This window comes from Alteromonas sp. KUL17, assembly GCF_006538305.1.
Taxonomy (GTDB): Bacteria; Pseudomonadota; Gammaproteobacteria; order Enterobacterales; family Alteromonadaceae; genus Alteromonas; species Alteromonas macleodii.
In genome coordinates, this window is the sequence record NZ_BJKJ01000034.1 from 1 (window position 1) to 17,261 (window position 17,261).

The window sequence follows — 17,261 nt, forward strand, 5'->3', positions numbered from 1 at the left end:
GTGAAGTATAAAAAAGCGGCTTTTGAAGCCGCTTTTTTATATAAAATATTGATTGCATAACATGAGGTGGCGTTAGTTTATTTCCCAATTACGCCACATGCTACGCGGTCACCACCGCCACCTAACTTTTTAGGTGAATCAGAGTAATTGTCGCCACCTGCGTGAATCATTAAGGCGCGGCCTTCAATATCATCTAACTCAAGCTCTGGTGCAAAGATAGGCTGGGTTGCGTTTCCATTTTCATCAACATAAAGCACGGGTAGATCGCCCTCGTGACCCTTCTCAGACCAAGGAGCACGGTGTTTACCGGTATCTTCTGGATCGAAATGGCCGCCCGCTGCGCCGCCCAACACTTTTTTTCCATCTTTCATTGCTGGTGAACAATCACCATTTTGATGAACATGAAAACCATGAATGCCCGGGGTTAATCCTGATAGGTTGGGTGTGAACACCACACCGTCATCATCATAACTGCTCACCATTACTGAGCCCATGCTCATCCCTGTTTCCAGGTTATTCATTATCACTTCTTTTCCATCGCTATCATGATGGCCTGCGAAACTGCTCGCACTTAATATTAATGTCAGTGAGCCTGCTAAGGTAGATAATAAACGTTTCTTCATCGTGTTCTCCTTCACTCAATTATTAACAAATTTGTTGAAAGCATTGAAGTGAGATGAGCATAAAGTGAACCATTGTGGCGCATAACTCAGGGATACTACGCAAGACTATGAATACTAGGGCGTTGAAGCGACAACCGAGTTGTGTGTTAGCGCATAGCTACTGGCATTTACGGAAATCATTATATTGGTTACGTGAAAAAGTTACCGACCATTACCTTATCTTTTTGGCTTTTCCTTATTATTTTCACTCTTTTTGAAGGTAGCCTCTTTATATAGTCTTTGGATATGGAGCCTCTCCATAATTAGGCGGTACTGTCATACAGAAGTTACAGTGTTAAAACTCAGTAACAATATGGCAGTAGCACTTTTTCCCTATTCGACTTACAGTTAGCTCACATTACATAAGCAAGGGCATAGGTATGTATACACTTTACGGATATCCGAAAACTCGCTCGGTTCGCGTGGCATGGGCACTGGAAGAGCTAGGTTTACCTTTTGAGTACAGCTTAGTTGACTTAAAACAAGGGCAACACCTGTCAGAAGAATATAAAGCCATAAGTCCTGCCTCTAAAATCCCAGCGCTTTCGACGCCGGAAGGTACCTTGACGGAATCGGCGGCTATCGTCACTTTTTTAGCTGAACGTCACGGCATGCATGAATTCATTCCTGAGCCTGGTAGCTTCGAGCGAGCCAAATATGAAGAAATGATGTTGTTTCTTACCAATGAGTTAGAGCAACCGATTTGGAATTTGGCAAAGCACACCTTTGCATTGCCCAAAGAGCAAAGACTTGAACAAATGCGTGATGTAGCGGTGTGGGAGTTCAAGCGCGTGTTGCCTGTATTTTCTTCTATGCTGGGCGATAAAGAATTTGTATGCGGCACCATGTTTACCATGGCTGACATAATAGCCGGTCATATTTTGGCGTGGGCAAAAGGCAGTAAATTAGATATCACGCTAGACGGTAAAACAGACAATGTAGCCGCGTACGCGCAACGCGTGTTAGGCCGTGAGGCGTATGAAAGGGCGTGGCGAAAAGAGATGGATCATTTGCCTGAATAAACAGTGCATCCTGAAAAACCTTAAATGAATAGATACCGTGTGAAGATGTGGCTAATTAAGTAAACGTTGAATTGCATTGTACAGCCGGTATGCCTGATATCTGGCGTCAGGAACGCATTATTAGGTTTAAATGCGCTTGTCACGCGGTATATAGAATCAAGAAAACACATAACGACAGCGCTTTTTTTTGCGAAATATAAGCAAAAACAGCGAAGAAATAACAAGGGAACAAAAAATGAAAGCATTCAAAACACTACTTGTAAGTAGTGCAGTAACCATGGCACTGGGCCTTAGCTCAGCAGTGGCACATGAACACGGCAACGCAAATGTGCAGAGTTCATCAAAAAGTACTTCAGTGTCAAAAGAAGCGTCTGAGCACGAAAAACTTTTTGCGTTATTTGCAGCCGCTGACCAGCGTGATATTGAGCTAAACCCAATTATGGCCATTTTTCGCGGCGACATGCGTTACGCAGACAGAATGGGCGACTTCTTAACAGACTCTCACGCTTTAGCGGGAAAGACAGCGACATTGCTGAATTTGTCTGAACTTAAACAAATTGACCGCAGTAAGTTAAGCGACACCGATAAACTCGCCTACGACGTATTTAAATACAACGAAGAGCGCTCGCTAAAAATGTCTACCGACGAGATTGAAGCGCTAACGGAAGTGCGTCCTGTAAATCACTTCAGTGGGTTCCACACCTTCTACCCGACCTTCGCGAGCGGAAAGGGCGCAGCGCCATTTAAAACAGTAGAAGATTACGAAAATAACTTATCTCGCCATAAGGATTACATTGCTATTTCTGACCGCGCTATCGGAAAGTTCCGCGAGGGCATGGAAAGCGGTGTTCTTGAAACTAAGCTGACTATCGATCGCGTGATCAAGCAGTTCGATACTCAGCTGGCTATCCCAATTAAAGAGTCACAGTTTTGGGGGCCAATTACTATGTTCCCAGAAAGTTTCTCTGACGAAGAAAAAGCCCGTTTAACCGCTGACTACGAGAAAGCGACGCAAGAGATTTACGATGCAACCACGCGTATGCGCGACTTCCTTCGCGATGAGTATTTGCCTATTGCACGTGAAAGCATTGGCCTTAGCGATATGAAAGGTGGTGCAAAGCTTTATCAATTGATGGTGGAAGGTTCAACGACACTACCAATGACGCCTGATGAACTGCATAACCTTGGTTTAAAAGAAGTTAAGCGTATCAAAAATGACATGCTTGAAATTAAGGACGAAGTGAAGTTTGAAGGGACATTAAACGAATTCTTCGACTATGTACGTACCGATCCTAAGTTCAAGCCTGAAAGCCGTGAAGCGCTAACACAGAGCTATTACGATATTGGCCGTGAAGTTGATGAGAAAATTGATCAGTATTTTTCACTGTTGCCGAAGTCTGAGCTAGAAATCAAACCCTACGACCCTGCTATCGAGCAATTCAGTGCAGGTGGATCATATCAGCCGGGCACGCCAGACGGCTCTCGTCCAGGTACTTTCTACTTTAATGCCTACGATTTGCCTAGCCGTTTAACCACTGGAAACGTCACCTTGTACCTACACGAAGGCGCTCCTGGTCACCATTTTCAAGTGAGTCTAGCGCAAGAAAATGAAGCGCTACCTTCGTTTATGCGCTTTAGCTTCCTACCAGCCTTCGGTGAAGGTTGGGCGCTGTATTCTGAAACGCTAGGGTATGAAATGGGGTTCTTTGACGATCCATGGAATCGTTATGGCACGCTTCAAGATGAGCAGTTGCGCGCCATGCGTTTGGTGGTAGACACAGGTATTCACGCGAAAGGTTGGACCCGCGAACAAGCCATCGACTTTATGCTTGATAACTCAGGCATGACCCGCACAGAAGTTGTTGCCGAGGTAGAGCGTTATATTGCGATCCCGTCGCAAGCGCTATCTTACAAAGTGGGCGCGCTTAAAATTCAAGAATTGCGCGCGCGCGCGGAGAAGGCATTAGGTGATGATTTCGATATCCGTGAGTTCCACGCACAAGTGTTAAACACGGGCGGCATTCCACTTGCTATTCTTGAGCAGAAAATTGATCGCTGGATCGCTAGTCAAAAAAGTTAAGGAATAATATTTTTATTTAAACTTTTTACAGCGCAATCAGCGTTAGGTTAAGAGCAGTAAGACGCCGATATTTGACGTAAAGCCAGTAATATTCAGTATTACTGGCTTTTTTCTTTTTGCGACTAATGGCAGTGATATTGTTCAAAAGCTTCACTAGAGTATTAATTGGTATAAGTGAACAATGGTTACGAAATTTAAGGGAGAATAAAGTGGAGTTAGGGCTATTTTCGTTAAGTTTAACGGTTAAAGACATCAGCAAGTCGAAGACGTTTTATGAGGCCTTGGGCTTTGAAGCCATGCCTTCATGCGGCTCGGTGGAAGATAAATGGTTAATGATGAAAAATGGCACCACCATGATAGGGTTATTCGAAGGGATGTTTGAAGATAACATTATGACCTTCAACCCAAGTGATGTTAGGGCACTTCAAGCCCAGCTAGTTGAACAGGGTGTTGCTTTAGAAGTACCAGTAAAAGGGGAAAGTGGTCCAGGGCATTTAATTGTTAAAGACCCAGATGGAAACGCGATTATGTTCGATCAGTTTTGATGAATTGTTTTCATTTTCTTAGAATGTGTCACTGTTGATGAGCGACTTTAGCCTTGTAAAGTACCTATTGGACCTTTAATCTCCAAACATAGAAAGGTTTTCAAAAGGAAAGGGAATTGGATTTAAAACCGTTATTTTTAGCCGCCGCAGTAGTGGCTACTTCTGCATGTCAAAGCTTTGATGAAAACAAATATGTAAATGAAGTTGAGCAATTAACGCCAAGCTGGCAGCTTAATGCGTTCAAAGTTACTGATGTTGAAACGCCTGCCGATTTATTCAAATTATCGCCTCAACAAGAGCAACATTTTTTAACCTACTATAACGACCCTGCCCACAAGAACGTTTTACCAAATCTTCGACTTGCTTATTATTTAGAAGATTTGATGTCAACGTTTAGCTATGCTGGCGACACATTGAAAGCGCAAGATGTCGTTGGTAATCGCTACGGTAACTGCCTTTCTTTGGCATTACTTACTACCGCGTTTGCGAAACTTGTTGGGTTAGATGTGAAGTATCAGCAAGTTCACACACCGCCTCTGTATCGTCGAATTGATGGCATTCTTACGACCTCAACCCACGTTCGCAGCGTTGTTCTGGGGCCTAAGCCTGAAAGAAAAGGTGATATCATTTTTACTAGAAAGAGAGTAATCATCGATTATTTCCCTTCAAGGCTAAACGACCGTGGTAACTATATTTCGGAAGCCGACTTCATTTCAATGTATTACCAAAATAAGTCAGCTGAAGTGCTGGGAAAAAATCCCGATTTAGCTTACAGCTATATAGCTCAAGCAATGAAGTTAAACACTGCTAATGCGTCTACGCTAAATACGCTTGCAGTACTTTATCGGTCAAATGGCTACACTAAAGAAGCCAGAGCGCTGTATGAATTTGCCATTGAAAACGATATTGAATCAGTGCATACACTGTCAAATTTTGCGGTGCTGCTTAAAAAAGTAGGTGACATGAAAACGTTAGCGAAAATTGGCGATATGTATTTGAAAGCCGATGATGATAACCCTTATCGATGGGTTGATTTAGGCGATGCGTTTTTGGCAAGAGGCAATCTTTCAGATGCCGAAACCTTTTTCAATAAGGCTATTGCTGCTGGGCCTTATTTAGGCGAGGGTTATTCTGGGTTGGCGAAAGTTTACTTTATGCAAGGTAAGATGGTGCATGCAGAAAGTATGATGGAGAAGGCTGTATCGCTTACATTGCCGTCAGAAAATCGAGAGCTGTACACTGCTAAATTGAACGCTATTCAAAATAGCAGGTAGTGCTTAGTTAGGTTTTGCCAGTCAGCACGTATTAAATACGTGCTGCCAATTCTGCCCCTTGGCGTATTGCACGCTTGGCATCAAGCTCTGCCGCTACGTCAGCACCGCCGATAATGTGCACGGTAAATCCTGCCTCTTCTAGAGGTTGTTGCAGAGGCTTAAACGGCTCCTGACCAGCACATACAATGACGTTATCGACCGGCAATACTTTGGGCGTGTCGTTAATCAGCACGTGTAGACCTTCATCGTCTACTTTCTCGTAGCTCACACCATTTATCATTTGAACATTGTGGTGTTTCAACGATTGCCTGTGGATCCAGCCCGTTGTTTTGCCTAGCCCTTTGCCCACTTTAGACGTTTTACGTTGCAATAGATACACTTCGCGCTCAGAAGGCTCTATGGCTTTTTCCTTTAGTGCACCCGGTGCCGCATAGTCTTTATCTATACCCCAATGCGCCAGCCATTTTTCTTTATCTTTGGCTAAATGTTCGTGTTCAACCAAGAACTCAGCTACATCAAAACCAATGCCGCCAGCGCCAACAATAGCTACTTTCTTGCCTACTGGCTTGTGGTCGCGCAATACGTCTAAATAACTCATCACTTTAGGGTGGTCGTGCCCTTCAATTGTAAGCGTACGAGGATTAATACCGGTGGCTAGCACCACTTCATCAAACCTCTCATCGGCAAGGCTTTCTGCGTTAATCTCGTTGTTAAGGTGAACCGTAACGCCCACTTGAGCTAGCTGATTGTCAAAGTAGCGTAGGGTTTCGTAAAACTCTTCTTTACCCGGCACTTGCTTGGCGTAATTAAATTGACCGCCAATTTCACTGGCTTTATCAAATAGATGTACCTCGTGACCGCGTTCTGCGGCATACATGGAAAACGCCAAACCCGCAGGCCCTGCGCCTACTACCGCTAGTTTTTTCCTATTTTGAGTAGGAGGAAAGGTAAGTTCGGTCTCGTAGCACGCTTGTGGGTTTACCAAGCAACTTGCACGCTTTTGTTCGAATGCATGGTCTAGGCAAGCCTGGTTACAGGCAATACACGTGTTGATTAGCTTAGACTCATTGCGCATGGCCTTCGCTACAAAGTGTGCGTCAGCCAAGAAAGGTCGCGCCATCGATACCATATCAGCATGGCCTTGTGAGAGTACCGATTCTGCAACTTCAGGCGTATTGATACGGTTAGTCGTAATAAGAGGGATAGCCACCTCTTTTTTCATGCGTTCGGTTATCCAGGTAAACGCCGCGCGAGGTACGGATGTGGAGATAGTGGGTACCCGTGCTTCGTGCCATCCAATGCCAGTATTAATTAGCGTAGCGCCTGCTTTTTCGATTTCTTTGGCTAAATACACGACTTCTTCCCACTTAGCGCCGCCTTCGACTAAGTCCAGCATAGACAGGCGATAAATAATGATGAAGTTAGTGCCCACTTTCTCGCGCACACCTTTTACTATCTCAATCGCTAAGCGAGCGCGGTTTTCTAAGCTGCCACCCCATTCATCATTTCTGTGGTTGGTGCGCTCACAGAAAAACTGATTTATGAGGTAGCCTTCAGAACCCATAATTTCCACGCCGTCATAGCCCGCCTTTTGAGCTAGGCTAGCGCATTTTACGTAGTCTTTAATTGTGCTTCTTACGCCGCGAGAGGATAATTCGCGGGGCTTAAAAGGGGTAATGGGCGACTTCATCGGTGAAGCCGAAACAGCAAGTGGATGATAACCGTAACGGCCTGAATGCAAAATTTGCATGCAAATTTTGCCATCTTCCTTATGCACAGCGTCGGTAATAACACGGTGCTTTTTCGCGTGGCGAGAGCGGGTCATTCTGCCAGCAAAGGGCGCTACCCAACCTGAAATATTAGGGCTAATACCACCTGTTACGATTAGCCCCGCACCACCTTTTGCTCGCTCAGCGTAAAACGCAGCAAGTTTGTCAAATCCGCCTTTCTCTTCTTCCAAACCTAAATGCATTGAACCCATTAGGGTACGGTTGCGAAGTTGAGTAAAGCCCAAATCTAACGGAGCTAATAAGTTAGGGAAGTAAGGTGAGAGTTGTTCTGAATTGTGGGCAGACTGCGGTGTAGCTGTCTGAGATACGGTCTGAGACGAGGGCGTATTCATAATTGTTCTCTTTTTATTTGCTATGAAGGCAGTTAGTGCATGTCGCTCTTTGCTGCGGCGCAGTGCTCATCTGTCTTTCATGATTTAAGTGCTAATGGTTACACATAATCCGACCACACTAACTTGCCCGACCAGTTGCTTTGATTATTTACCACCACATTCAATTGGTAAAGTGCAGTTACCCTATTTTTAACATAATAAAAAAGCGAGATACCGGGCTAACGGATATCTCGCTTCGTTAATCACTGCTTTTTATCACAAGCATGAATGCATTACAGGTGAGCGCTTACTTACGATATTGGTATTATTAACGCAGTGCTCGCCTTATAAATTATTCGTCAACGTACATTTTTTGCTGAAACTTCAGCGTTTGTTTGCTGCTATCTTTTTGAACGTCAATCTCAAACCTAAAGGTTTCCTGATCGCGAAATGGCAGCACGGCAAGGTAATAGATAGCATCACCTTCTTCCACCTTTTTGAAAGTCAGCTTACGCGAGTTACCTAACAGATTCTTAGCCGTACCTGTGACATCTGCCCGTTGCGCTTCACCGGAAACTTTGTCTAACACCGAAATGTTAACCAACGCATTAAACTTACTTCTCACAATACCGTAGCTAGCCGCCACTTCAGGTGTGAGAAATGGCGTACTCACCACCATATAGTGAACATCCCATTCACCAAGCGTTTGCTTCTGCTCGGCAAATGCGGAAACGCTTAAGCATGACATAGCCATCACAAGAAGTGCGACGTAAGCTTTTTTGATTTGATTTATTCTACCCATGATAGAAACTACCTCTGCCTTCATCTTATTTTCAATTCTTACCCATTACAGCTTGTTTTACTCTATGAACCAAACTGCAAGGCCAATACTTTCCCTAACAGTGTCTTGAACTGACATTAGTTACATAGGGAAAGTGTCTTGGATCAGAAGCTGTAAAAACTGTAATGCGATGATGGCAATAAGCACTGATAAGTCCAAACCGCCTAATGGTGGAATGACTTTGCGTATTGGCGCTAAAAACGGCTCGGTTAGCTGATACAGAACATAGTCAACCGGAGACTGACCTTGTGACACCCAGCTCAAAATAGCACGTAGTAGCAACACCCAGAACATTAACGACAGGGTTTCTTTTATCACACCAATTACTGACAAAATCGCAATACCGATTGGGTTTAGACTACCGCCAAACATCAACCCTAGGGTTATTAACTTAAGCGCGCATACCGCTATGGCTAAAACAAAGGTAGCGGTGTCGAACCTGCCGATTGACGGAATAATACGGCGCAACGGCCCCACGATAGGGTGGGTTGCTTTTACTACAAATTGACTGAGTGGGTTATAAAAATCTGCCTGAACCATTTGTAACCAAAGGCGCAGAATAACCACCATCAAATAAAGGCTAAATAAGGTATCAACCAAAAATACCGTTGCGTTCATGTTGTGTTTTTCCTAAAACGTTATAGCTGTTTTGCCATTTCTTCAGCACGTGCTACGGCGGCGCGCATCGACTTGCTGACAATATCTTTTAAACCTTCATTAATGAAAGTGTTAACGGCTTCTGCGGTAGTGCCGCCCTTAGACGTAACTTGGGCACGAAGCTCGCTTAATTCAAGGTCTGGGTTGTTACAAACCATTTCGGCTGCGCCTAACATGGCTTGTTGGACCATTAAGCGAGATTGCGCTTTGTCAAAGCCCATGTTCATGGCTTCTTCCTGCATATTTTGTAAGAATAAGAAGAAATAAGCTGGGCTGCTGCCCGCTGCGGCGATAACACCGTTAATACCCTCTTCATTATCTACCCAAACGGTTTCGCCAACGCTGTTCATTACATCGTCAACGTATTGCCTGTCTGACTCAGAAACCGTGTCGTCGGCATACATCCCAGACATGCCTTTGCCTAACAAGCTCGGGGTGTTTGGCATAATACGAACAACAGGGTATTCACCACCTAGCATTTCTTGCAATCTGGCTACCGGCAGCCCAGCTGCAATGCTCATAAACAACTTGCCCGAAAGGTCATTGTTTTTCTGAAGCTCACCGCACATATCGCCCATTATTTGTGGTTTTACCGCAAGGACTATGGCATCAGCGAATTGGCAGGCTTCATCATTAGATTGTGTGGTGTGAATACCAAACTCGGCCTTCAGGCCGTCTAACTTTGGTGTGGAAGGGTTTGCCGCAAGGATGTTTTCTTTCGCGTACCCAGATTTGATAAGACCACTGATGATGCTGCGGCTCATGTTACCCGCGCCAATAAATGCTAATTTTTTCTGTTGCATGTAAATCCTATTTGTTGGTTGCGTTTAAGTCTGTGTAGCGAGGCGAAGCGCTATCCGTTGGGTTAGCGCGCTAGTTTCGCTTACCGAAAATAGCGGTACCGATGCGCACCATAGTCGACCCGTGTTGAATCGCTTCTGTCATATCACTACTCATTCCTACGGATAGGGTATCAAAATTGCTCAATGATGTATGGTAGTGGTCGAATAATTCTTTTAGCTTAGACAGTGTGGCGCGCTGTTGTTCTTCACTAGGATCAGCTTTGGGAATGGCCATTAGTCCACGCAAGGTCAGGTGCTTTTGAGAGTTAATAAACTCCACTAGCGCATCTAATTCACTTAGGGCTACCCCTGACTTACTCTCTTCGTCATCAATATTAACCTGAATGCACACGTTTAACGGCGGCATTGAGTCAGGCCGCTGTTCGTTTAAGCGACGAGCAATTTTTTCTCTATCTACAGACTGAACCCAATCAAAGTGTTCGGCTACCACTTTGGTTTTATTCGATTGGATTGGACCAATCATGTGCCACTCTATATCGCTTAAGTGAGAAAGTTCCTGAACCTTTTCAACACCTTCCTGCACGTAATTTTCGCCGAACATACGTTGTCCGGCTTCATACGCTTCCATGATATCTGATACGGGTTTTGTTTTGCTAACCGCTAGCAATTTAACGGAATTTGGTGGACGATGTGCACTGGTAGCGGCTTGGTCTATTCCTTTTCGTGCGGAATCTAGTCTTTCTGCTATTGTTTGCATTATTCACCTTGTTTTGGAGAAGTGGTTGTGGATATTACCGAACTTTTGGCTTTCAGTGTTAAGAATAACGCCTCAGATTTACACTTATCAGCGGGCCTACCACCAATAATTCGTGTAGATGGCGAAATGCGTAAACTGAACGTGCCAGCCCTCGATCACAAGCAAGTACATGGTCTCGTTTATGAGATTATGAATGACATGCAGCGCAAAGAATACGAAGAAAACCTGGAAACCGATTTTTCTTTCGAAGTTAATGGCTTGTCGCGCTTTCGTGTTAACGCGTTTGTGCAAAACCGAGGCGCCGCCGCAGTATTACGTACTATCCCCAGTAAAGTATTAACCTTAGACGACCTTGGCGCGCCTGAAATTTTCAAGGAAATTATAAATCAGCCTACCGGCATTGTACTTGTGACAGGTGCCACCGGCTCGGGTAAAAGTACCACGCTTGCGGCCATGGTCGACCATATCAACACCCACAAGCGTGAACATATTCTTACCATTGAAGACCCTATCGAATTCGTGCACGACAACAAGCTTAGCTTGGTAAACCAGCGGGAAGTACACCGCGATACGCACTCGTTTAATAACGCACTGCGCTCGGCGCTTCGTGAAGACCCAGACGTAATTCTAGTCGGTGAGCTACGTGACTTAGAAACCATACGCCTTGCCATTTCAGCTGCCGAAACCGGCCATTTAGTATTCGGCACTCTTCACACCAACTCTGCACCAAAAACCATTGACCGTATTATCGATGTTTTCCCGGCAGAAGAAAAAGCCATGGTGCGTTCTATGTTGTCGGAATCATTGCGTGCGGTTATTTCACAGACACTGCTTAAGAAAGTAGGCGGGGGCCGAGTTGCGGCTCATGAAATCATGGTGGGGATCCCCGCTATTCGTAACCTTATTCGAGAAGATAAAGTGCCGCAAATGTACTCGGTTATTCAAACGGGTCAGGCTCACGGTATGCAAACCATGGATCAGTGTCTTCAGCGCTTAGTGGCGATGGGGGTTATTACCAAACAAGACGCCGCAGCAAAGTCAGTTGATAAACAGTCGATGAACAGTTTCTAGAGGCCAATATGTTAGATTCACTACTACAAAAAATGGTCGATACCAACGCATCGGATTTATTCGTAACGGCGGGGTTTCGGGTAAGTGCCAAAATTAACGGCAAACTTACGCCAGTGACGGAAAGCGCGACCTCGGAAGAGGCATCGCTGGCGCTGGTTCACGAAGCGATGACTGAAAAACAGCAGAATGAGTTTCACACGACCAAAGAATGTAATTTCGCCATAGTACGAGAGGGCATTGGTCGTTTCCGCTGCTCTGCATTTTGGCAGCGTGACCAAGCGGGCATGGTGATTCGCCGCATCGTTACTCAAATTCCTAAAGCTGATGATTTGGGTCTGCCGCGAGTATTAAAAGAAATTATTATGGCTAAACGCGGTCTTGTTCTATTTGTAGGTGGAACAGGCACGGGTAAGTCCACGTCACTGGCTGCGCTTATTGGACATAGAAATGAAAATTCGCACGGGCATATACTGACTATTGAAGACCCCATTGAATTTGTGCACGAGCATAAAAACTGTGTTATTACCCAGCGCGAGGTGGGCATAGATACTCAGTCTTTCGACGACGCCCTTAAAAGTTCGCTACGTCAGGCGCCTGATGTCATTCTTATTGGTGAAATTCGTTCAATGGAAACCATGGAATATGCTATGTCGTTTGCTGATACAGGGCATTTGTGTGTGGCTACGCTGCACGCTAACAACGCGAACCAAGCTATTGAGCGTATTATGCATTTAGCGCCTAAAGATCAGCACGATAAGTTGCGCTTTGACTTAAGCTTAAACATCCGCGCCATCGTGGCTCAGCAGTTAGTACCAACTCCAGACGGCAAGGGTAGGGTTGCGGCAATAGAAATATTGCTTAATTCGCCGCTAGTGCGCGACCTAATACAGCGCAATGAAATAGGCGCGTTAAAAGAAGCAATGAAAAAAGGCAAAGAGCAGGGCATGCAGAGCTTTGATATGGCCCTGTATGATTTGTACAAAGCGGGTAAGATTGATATGGACCAAGCGCTGCACCACGCCGACTCGCCCAACGATTTGCGCTTGATGATCAAGCTTGATACCAGCGACGGTTCTAGCTTAGGTACACTGTCAAATGTATCTATTGATATGGATGACTAATTGCTTTCGCTTTATGCTGAAATCCCTTTAGGGGGAGCTGCGTTTGAAACGCTTACTGAAATAAAGCAGTAGAGAGACACGTTTTTCTCGCATGATGAGCAGCCCACGGGCTGCTTTTGTGTTTAACAAGAGGGTAGCCATTGAAAAAACTCTTCACTTCACAAGACGCTTTTGAACTTCAAGCGGTTCGCAGCGAGCTTGACGCTTTATCTATTCCTTATATGGTAAAAAATGAGTTCGCCAGTGGCGCAATCGGAGAGCTGCCTTGGCAAGATTCTCAGCAGGAAGTGTGGCTTGTTGACGATAGCTGGTATGCAAGAGCGTCGAAAGTTATTGAGCTCTTCATTCAGAAATCAAACGATAAGGCAGTATCTAGTGAAGACTGGATTTGTGGTGAGTGCAGTGAACAAAACGGGGCTGCTTTTGATGTCTGCTGGCAGTGTGGGGCAGAAAAGTAATAACAGCAAGAGCCAGCAGCATACAAAGGTCAACAGCCCCTAACAATTATTCGTACTGACTCTCGCTCCAGCTAGCGAATATTACGCATGCCGACACACTATCAACCTTATCTTTAGTCAGTTTCTTATAGCCACCTAACTCAAACAGCATGGCTTTAGCGTCTGTGGTAGTCAGTCGCTCATCACAGGTGTCAACGGCCACTTTAAAACGCCCATGTAGACGGTTTGCAAATTTGCGGGCGCGTTGAGTCATCTCCTGCTCAGTACCATCCATATTAAGCGGTAAACCCACCACCACGATATGCGGTTGCCATTCTTCGTAAAGCTTTTCTATTAACGTCCAGTCAGGAATACCGTCTCGTGCCTTCAGCGCTGCAAGAGGGGAAGCCGTACCGGTAATTTCCTGACCTACCGCCACGCCAATGCTTTTGGTACCAAAATCAAACGCAAGTACCGTACGATTTCCTATATCAGGCATGCCCCGCTCCCGGTGCTAGCTGCCATACATCCACACCGAGTTTATTTACTGTTGCTTGCCATTTCTTGTGCATAGGCGTGTTAAACAGAATTTCTTCGTCAGCTTCGATGGTGAGCCATGCGTTTTCCTGCATTTCCTTCTCAAGCTGACCGGCTGTCCAGCCCGCGTACCCCAAAGCAATCAAAACGTCTTCAGGGCCTTCATCATTGGCAATAGCAGTCAAAATGTCCTTGGAGGTGGTCACCATAACCCCTGGTGCAAGCTTTAAGCTAGATGCCCACTCTCTTTGCGACGAGTGCAGCACAAATCCTCGCTCTTGGCTTACAGGACCGCCAGCCAGCACGATTTGCTCTGCTTTGTCGTCAGACACAGTGAGTTCTTTGTCAGTCTGTTCAAGAAGCTGCTTCACGTTCATGGTAGAGGGTTGATTTACTACAATACCCATAGCACCTTCAGCGTTGTGTTCACAAATATAAATGAGTGAGCGAGAAAAATACGGATCGTCCAAACTAGGCATCGCGACCAGAAAATGATTTTGTAGGCTTTTTAATTCCGTCATAGTTTGTCTTTTATCTACTATCTTTTGCTCTGTGAGGGCCTTTACACTATTGAAGCTAAAGGCGCTCTATCCACTCATATTTGCTTTTTACGATACGAACTGCACTGTGTTACCAATACAACCTTACTTTATTTACTGGCCAAGCGCTTTTCAATGGCGTCAAACAGCGCACCCATTATATTAACATCGTAAGCTGCTTCTATTTCTCTTACGCAAGTTGGGCTAGTAATGTTTATTTCAGTAATTTTGCTGCCAATAACATCAAGTCCTACAAATAAAATGTTATTTTCCTTGAGCGTTGGCGCGATGGCTTCGGCTAGGGCGCGGTCAGAATCTGAGATTGGCTGAGGGCGTCCTGTACCGCCAGCGGCTAGGTTACCTCTGGTTTCCCCTTTGGTAGGCAGTCGCGCTAAGCAGTACGGCATGACTTCACCATCAACGATGAGTACGCGCTTATCGCCGTCTTTAATCTCTGGTAGGTACTCTTGAACCATCATGTAGCGCGTGCCTAACTTGGTTAGGGTCTCAATAATAACGCCTAAGTTATTACCGTCAGGTTTCACTCTAAAAATAGATGCGCCGCCCATACCGTCTAGGGGTTTGCAAATAATGTCTTGGTGCTTGGCGTGAAACTCACGGATAAGCGCTTGGTTGTTCGTGACTAAGGTATTGGGAATGTGTTCTGGGAAGTACGACGTAAAAAGCTTCTCGTTGTAGTCGCGAAGCGCTTGAGGGTTATTTACAACTAGCGCTCCCGCGTCCTGCGCAAGCGACAGCACCTGAGTCGCATACAAAAACTCGCTGTCAAAAGGAGGATCTTTGCGCATGAGTAACACATCAACGTCGCCTAAATACAACGTAGACTCGTCTTCAATGGTGTAGAAATCTGTAGCTTGATCCTTGACCGATACGGTTTTACCTAAACCCATAGGCTTACCATTGTCTAAATACAGGTCTTTTAATTCAAAATATACAACCTTTGCACCGCGGCGCTGAGCTTCAAGCATCATCGCAAAGCTTGTATCTTTATGTGGCTTAATGCTCGCGATGGGGTCCATAATTACGCCAACGGTATATTGCATAATGTTTTCACCTTGAATGTTGATAAAATGCCGGCTCAGATGGCCCAGCTGATTGTAAACTTATATGGGGGCACACCTGAATTCTTCAAGTTACTGAGCTAGCACTATGCTTGCTATATAGCTGCCTAAAATACTGACTTAGAAGTCGCCGTGCTGAGCTTGAAGAATACTTAGGCTTGTAATCGCCGCTGTCTCGGTGCGCAAAATACGTGGGCCCAAACTTACCGACTGATAGCCGTTTTCGTTTGCCTGATGAATTTCTGTTTCAGATAACCCACCTTCAGGGCCAATAAGCAAACGAAAGCCTTGAGCATTATAAGGTTGTCTTGCCAAACTTTGTACAGCGCCCGGTGCGAGAACTAATCTTGTGGTATTGGTTGAAGACGACAACCATTGATTAAGACTAACCGGGGCGTTGAGCGCGGGAATAATGTTGCGACCGCTTTGTTCACAGGCGCCAATAATGATCTTCTGCCATTGCTGAATTTTCTTTTCCCAGCGTAACTCGTCGAGTTTAACCGTACAGCGTTCAGTGATCACGGGCGTTATTTCTGATACGCCAAGTTCCACGCTTTTTTGTAGCACGGTATCCATTCTATCGCCTTTAGATACCCCTTGACCTAAGTGCAAATGAAGCGGGGATTCTTTCGCTAGCGATAAACAAGCGTCGGCTTCAACCGTCACTTTTTTTCTTTGAACGCTAATAATTTGCGCACTGTATTCATTGCCGTCGCCATTAAAAAGCACAATAGGGCGATTAGGCTTTATACGCAGAACCGTCGCGATGTGATGACCGGCGTCTTCAGTTAACTCAAACTCTTGTTCTAACGGGATTGGATTGGGGTAATAAACTCTTGGTATACGCATAGCAAATCAGATGTGTAGTTTTAACGCGTATAATACGTGTGTGGATACAGGTTGCAATGCTGTCGACAACATCGCGTAAGTAAATATGCAAAAACTTACGCAAACGACAGCATGCTGCCTATTTAAGAATCACATGACTCACTCTCTAGGCCGCGGAAGGCGAAGAGTTTCTCGAAGTAGATTTCAACACGTTGGATGAAGACTTCGATTGGGCTGCTGGGCGGTAGTCCGCTCTTGCGTACTTAGTATGTTTTCCTTTATCAGTGCACAGTGAATATAAAAATAAACACAAAACCACCGAAAACAGGGTTATGAGAAGCAACATGCGTTAATCCTTTACGTGACATAGTTTGCTAAAGCTCCTTCATGAAGTTGCTCAACACACACTGATGAGGCGTAGTGAACAGTCAACTTTCATGAGACTTTAGTCTAAAACTTTGAGGCTAAAAAATCATCAAAAAAAATGTCTTATAACTCGGTAACTTCCAAAAAATGGAAAAAAAACACAAAGCGCATTTAAGCTTCGTGATGAAGGATGCGCTTGTTGAGTGACAAGCGTGTGACAAGCGAATAAAAAGCGTTCATTTTTTGTTTTTTCATTCTAGCGCCTGTGTGCCACCTATACGGCATAGAAACTTGTCGATTTAGAACCACTACACCGTCAAACATCCGCCTTGCCTAGATGGCCAACAAACCGCGGCAAAAATGTACAGAAAAGGACAGTAGATCCTAAAGTAAAACAAATGAATTTCCTCTACTTTTGTATAATACTAACGCTTTTAAACACCCATGTAGCTTAGACTTTAGAGCAAATTTACTGTGTTTGAGCCCATATTATATTGGTCTTAAATCAAATAGCTGCTACCGTATTTGAGCAATTATC

At 44.9% G+C, this 17,261-nt stretch carries 17 protein-coding genes; 7 read left to right on the forward strand and 10 right to left on the reverse strand.

Features of this window, described 5'->3' with window-relative positions:
- Positions 1–77: 77 nt before the first annotated feature.
- The gene (sodC, locus tag KUL49_RS19150; protein WP_131138297.1) at positions 78–623 is read right to left on the reverse strand and encodes a superoxide dismutase family protein; all 546 of its coding nucleotides are present in this window, start codon (positions 621–623) and stop codon (positions 78–80) included.
- 419 nt (positions 624–1,042) lie between these two features.
- On the opposite strand from sodC, the gene KUL49_RS19155 reads away from it, so the two are divergent.
- The 4 genes from KUL49_RS19155 (at position 1,043) to KUL49_RS19170 (ending at position 5,583) form a co-directional block, all read left to right on the forward strand.
- The gene (locus KUL49_RS19155) at positions 1,043–1,684 is read left to right on the forward strand and encodes a glutathione S-transferase family protein (protein ID WP_061486424.1); all 642 of its coding nucleotides are present in this window, start codon (positions 1,043–1,045) and stop codon (positions 1,682–1,684) included.
- Positions 1,685–1,919: 235 nt separating this feature from the next.
- Entirely contained in the window at positions 1,920–3,764 is a 1,845-nt protein-coding gene (locus KUL49_RS19160; protein WP_131138298.1) for a DUF885 family protein, read from the forward strand.
- Between the two features lie 209 nt (positions 3,765–3,973).
- Positions 3,974–4,309: a VOC family protein gene (locus tag KUL49_RS19165; protein ID WP_131138299.1), complete on the forward strand. Its 336-nt coding sequence runs from the start codon at positions 3,974–3,976 to the stop codon at positions 4,307–4,309.
- A 116-nt stretch (positions 4,310–4,425) separates the two neighbouring features.
- Entirely contained in the window at positions 4,426–5,583 is a 1,158-nt protein-coding gene (locus KUL49_RS19170; RefSeq protein ID WP_131138300.1) for a tetratricopeptide repeat protein, read from the forward strand.
- Between the two features lie 31 nt (positions 5,584–5,614).
- Here KUL49_RS19170 and KUL49_RS19175 read toward each other — a convergent pair whose 3' ends face one another.
- The 5 genes from KUL49_RS19175 to KUL49_RS19195 all read right to left on the reverse strand — a co-directional run bounded on the left by KUL49_RS19175 (position 5,615) and on the right by KUL49_RS19195 (position 10,742).
- Positions 5,615–7,705, reverse strand: a complete 2,091-nt coding sequence (locus KUL49_RS19175) for an NADPH-dependent 2,4-dienoyl-CoA reductase (RefSeq protein ID WP_131138301.1) — start codon at positions 7,703–7,705, stop codon at positions 5,615–5,617.
- Between the two features lie 331 nt (positions 7,706–8,036).
- Positions 8,037–8,510: a DUF4426 domain-containing protein gene (locus tag KUL49_RS19180; protein WP_131138302.1), complete on the reverse strand. Its 474-nt coding sequence runs from the start codon at positions 8,508–8,510 to the stop codon at positions 8,037–8,039.
- Positions 8,511–8,606: 96 nt separating this feature from the next.
- The gene (locus KUL49_RS19185) at positions 8,607–9,143 is read right to left on the reverse strand and encodes a YggT family protein (RefSeq protein WP_131138303.1); all 537 of its coding nucleotides are present in this window, start codon (positions 9,141–9,143) and stop codon (positions 8,607–8,609) included.
- 20 nt (positions 9,144–9,163) lie between these two features.
- Positions 9,164–9,985: a pyrroline-5-carboxylate reductase gene (proC, locus tag KUL49_RS19190; RefSeq protein WP_131138304.1), complete on the reverse strand. Its 822-nt coding sequence runs from the start codon at positions 9,983–9,985 to the stop codon at positions 9,164–9,166.
- Between the two features lie 70 nt (positions 9,986–10,055).
- A complete protein-coding gene (locus KUL49_RS19195) occupies positions 10,056–10,742 on the reverse strand; it encodes a YggS family pyridoxal phosphate-dependent enzyme (protein WP_039227916.1) in 687 nt (228 codons plus the stop codon).
- A 27-nt stretch (positions 10,743–10,769) separates the two neighbouring features.
- Between KUL49_RS19195 and KUL49_RS19200 the strand changes: the two genes are divergently transcribed.
- The 3 genes from KUL49_RS19200 (at position 10,770) to KUL49_RS19210 (ending at position 13,392) form a co-directional block, all read left to right on the forward strand.
- Positions 10,770–11,813, forward strand: a complete 1,044-nt coding sequence (locus KUL49_RS19200) for a type IV pilus twitching motility protein PilT (protein ID WP_014950464.1) — start codon at positions 10,770–10,772, stop codon at positions 11,811–11,813.
- 8 nt (positions 11,814–11,821) lie between these two features.
- On the forward strand, positions 11,822–12,934 hold the full coding sequence (locus KUL49_RS19205; RefSeq protein ID WP_131138305.1) for a PilT/PilU family type 4a pilus ATPase: 1,113 nt from the start codon (positions 11,822–11,824) through the stop codon (positions 12,932–12,934).
- 140 nt (positions 12,935–13,074) lie between these two features.
- Positions 13,075–13,392, forward strand: a complete 318-nt coding sequence (locus tag KUL49_RS19210; RefSeq protein ID WP_039227917.1) for a DUF2007 domain-containing protein — start codon at positions 13,075–13,077, stop codon at positions 13,390–13,392.
- Between the two features lie 46 nt (positions 13,393–13,438).
- Here the strand turns inward: KUL49_RS19210 and ruvX are convergent, their stop codons facing one another.
- From ruvX to KUL49_RS19230, 4 genes are all read right to left on the reverse strand, one after another.
- Positions 13,439–13,870, reverse strand: coding sequence for a Holliday junction resolvase RuvX (ruvX, locus tag KUL49_RS19215; RefSeq protein ID WP_014980071.1), 432 nt, complete (start codon positions 13,868–13,870; stop codon positions 13,439–13,441).
- Positions 13,863–14,429 carry a YqgE/AlgH family protein gene (locus KUL49_RS19220; protein ID WP_014950460.1) on the reverse strand — a complete coding sequence of 189 codons (567 nt, stop codon included), beginning with the start codon at positions 14,427–14,429 and terminating at the stop codon, positions 13,863–13,865. Before KUL49_RS19220 ends, ruvX begins: the two co-directional genes overlap by 8 nt.
- A 128-nt stretch (positions 14,430–14,557) precedes the next feature.
- A complete protein-coding gene (gene gshB, locus KUL49_RS19225; RefSeq protein WP_049586041.1) occupies positions 14,558–15,511 on the reverse strand; it encodes a glutathione synthase in 954 nt (317 codons plus the stop codon).
- Positions 15,512–15,649: 138 nt separating this feature from the next.
- On the reverse strand, positions 15,650–16,378 hold the full coding sequence (locus tag KUL49_RS19230) for a 16S rRNA (uracil(1498)-N(3))-methyltransferase (protein ID WP_131138306.1): 729 nt from the start codon (positions 16,376–16,378) through the stop codon (positions 15,650–15,652).
- Positions 16,379–17,261 lie beyond the last annotated feature (883 nt).

Coding starts and splice junctions, on each gene's coding strand:
- sodC (WP_131138297.1), bottom strand. CDS start 623: ATGAAGAAACGTTTATTATCTACCTTAGCAGGCTCACTGACATTAATA.
- KUL49_RS19155 (WP_061486424.1), top strand. CDS start 1,043: ATGTATACACTTTACGGATATCCGAAAACTCGCTCGGTTCGCGTGGCA.
- KUL49_RS19160 (WP_131138298.1), top strand. CDS start 1,920: ATGAAAGCATTCAAAACACTACTTGTAAGTAGTGCAGTAACCATGGCA.
- KUL49_RS19175 (WP_131138301.1), bottom strand. CDS start 7,705: ATGAATACGCCCTCGTCTCAGACCGTATCTCAGACAGCTACACCGCAG.
- KUL49_RS19180 (WP_131138302.1), bottom strand. CDS start 8,510: ATGAAGGCAGAGGTAGTTTCTATCATGGGTAGAATAAATCAAATCAAA.
- KUL49_RS19185 (WP_131138303.1), bottom strand. CDS start 9,143: ATGAACGCAACGGTATTTTTGGTTGATACCTTATTTAGCCTTTATTTG.
- proC (WP_131138304.1), bottom strand. CDS start 9,985: ATGCAACAGAAAAAATTAGCATTTATTGGCGCGGGTAACATGAGCCGC.
- KUL49_RS19195 (WP_039227916.1), bottom strand. CDS start 10,742: ATGCAAACAATAGCAGAAAGACTAGATTCCGCACGAAAAGGAATAGAC.
- KUL49_RS19205 (WP_131138305.1), top strand. CDS start 11,822: ATGTTAGATTCACTACTACAAAAAATGGTCGATACCAACGCATCGGAT.
- ruvX (WP_014980071.1), bottom strand. CDS start 13,870: ATGCCTGATATAGGAAATCGTACGGTACTTGCGTTTGATTTTGGTACC.
- KUL49_RS19220 (WP_014950460.1), bottom strand. CDS start 14,429: ATGACGGAATTAAAAAGCCTACAAAATCATTTTCTGGTCGCGATGCCT.
- gshB (WP_049586041.1), bottom strand. CDS start 15,511: ATGCAATATACCGTTGGCGTAATTATGGACCCCATCGCGAGCATTAAG.
- KUL49_RS19230 (WP_131138306.1), bottom strand. CDS start 16,378: ATGCGTATACCAAGAGTTTATTACCCCAATCCAATCCCGTTAGAACAA.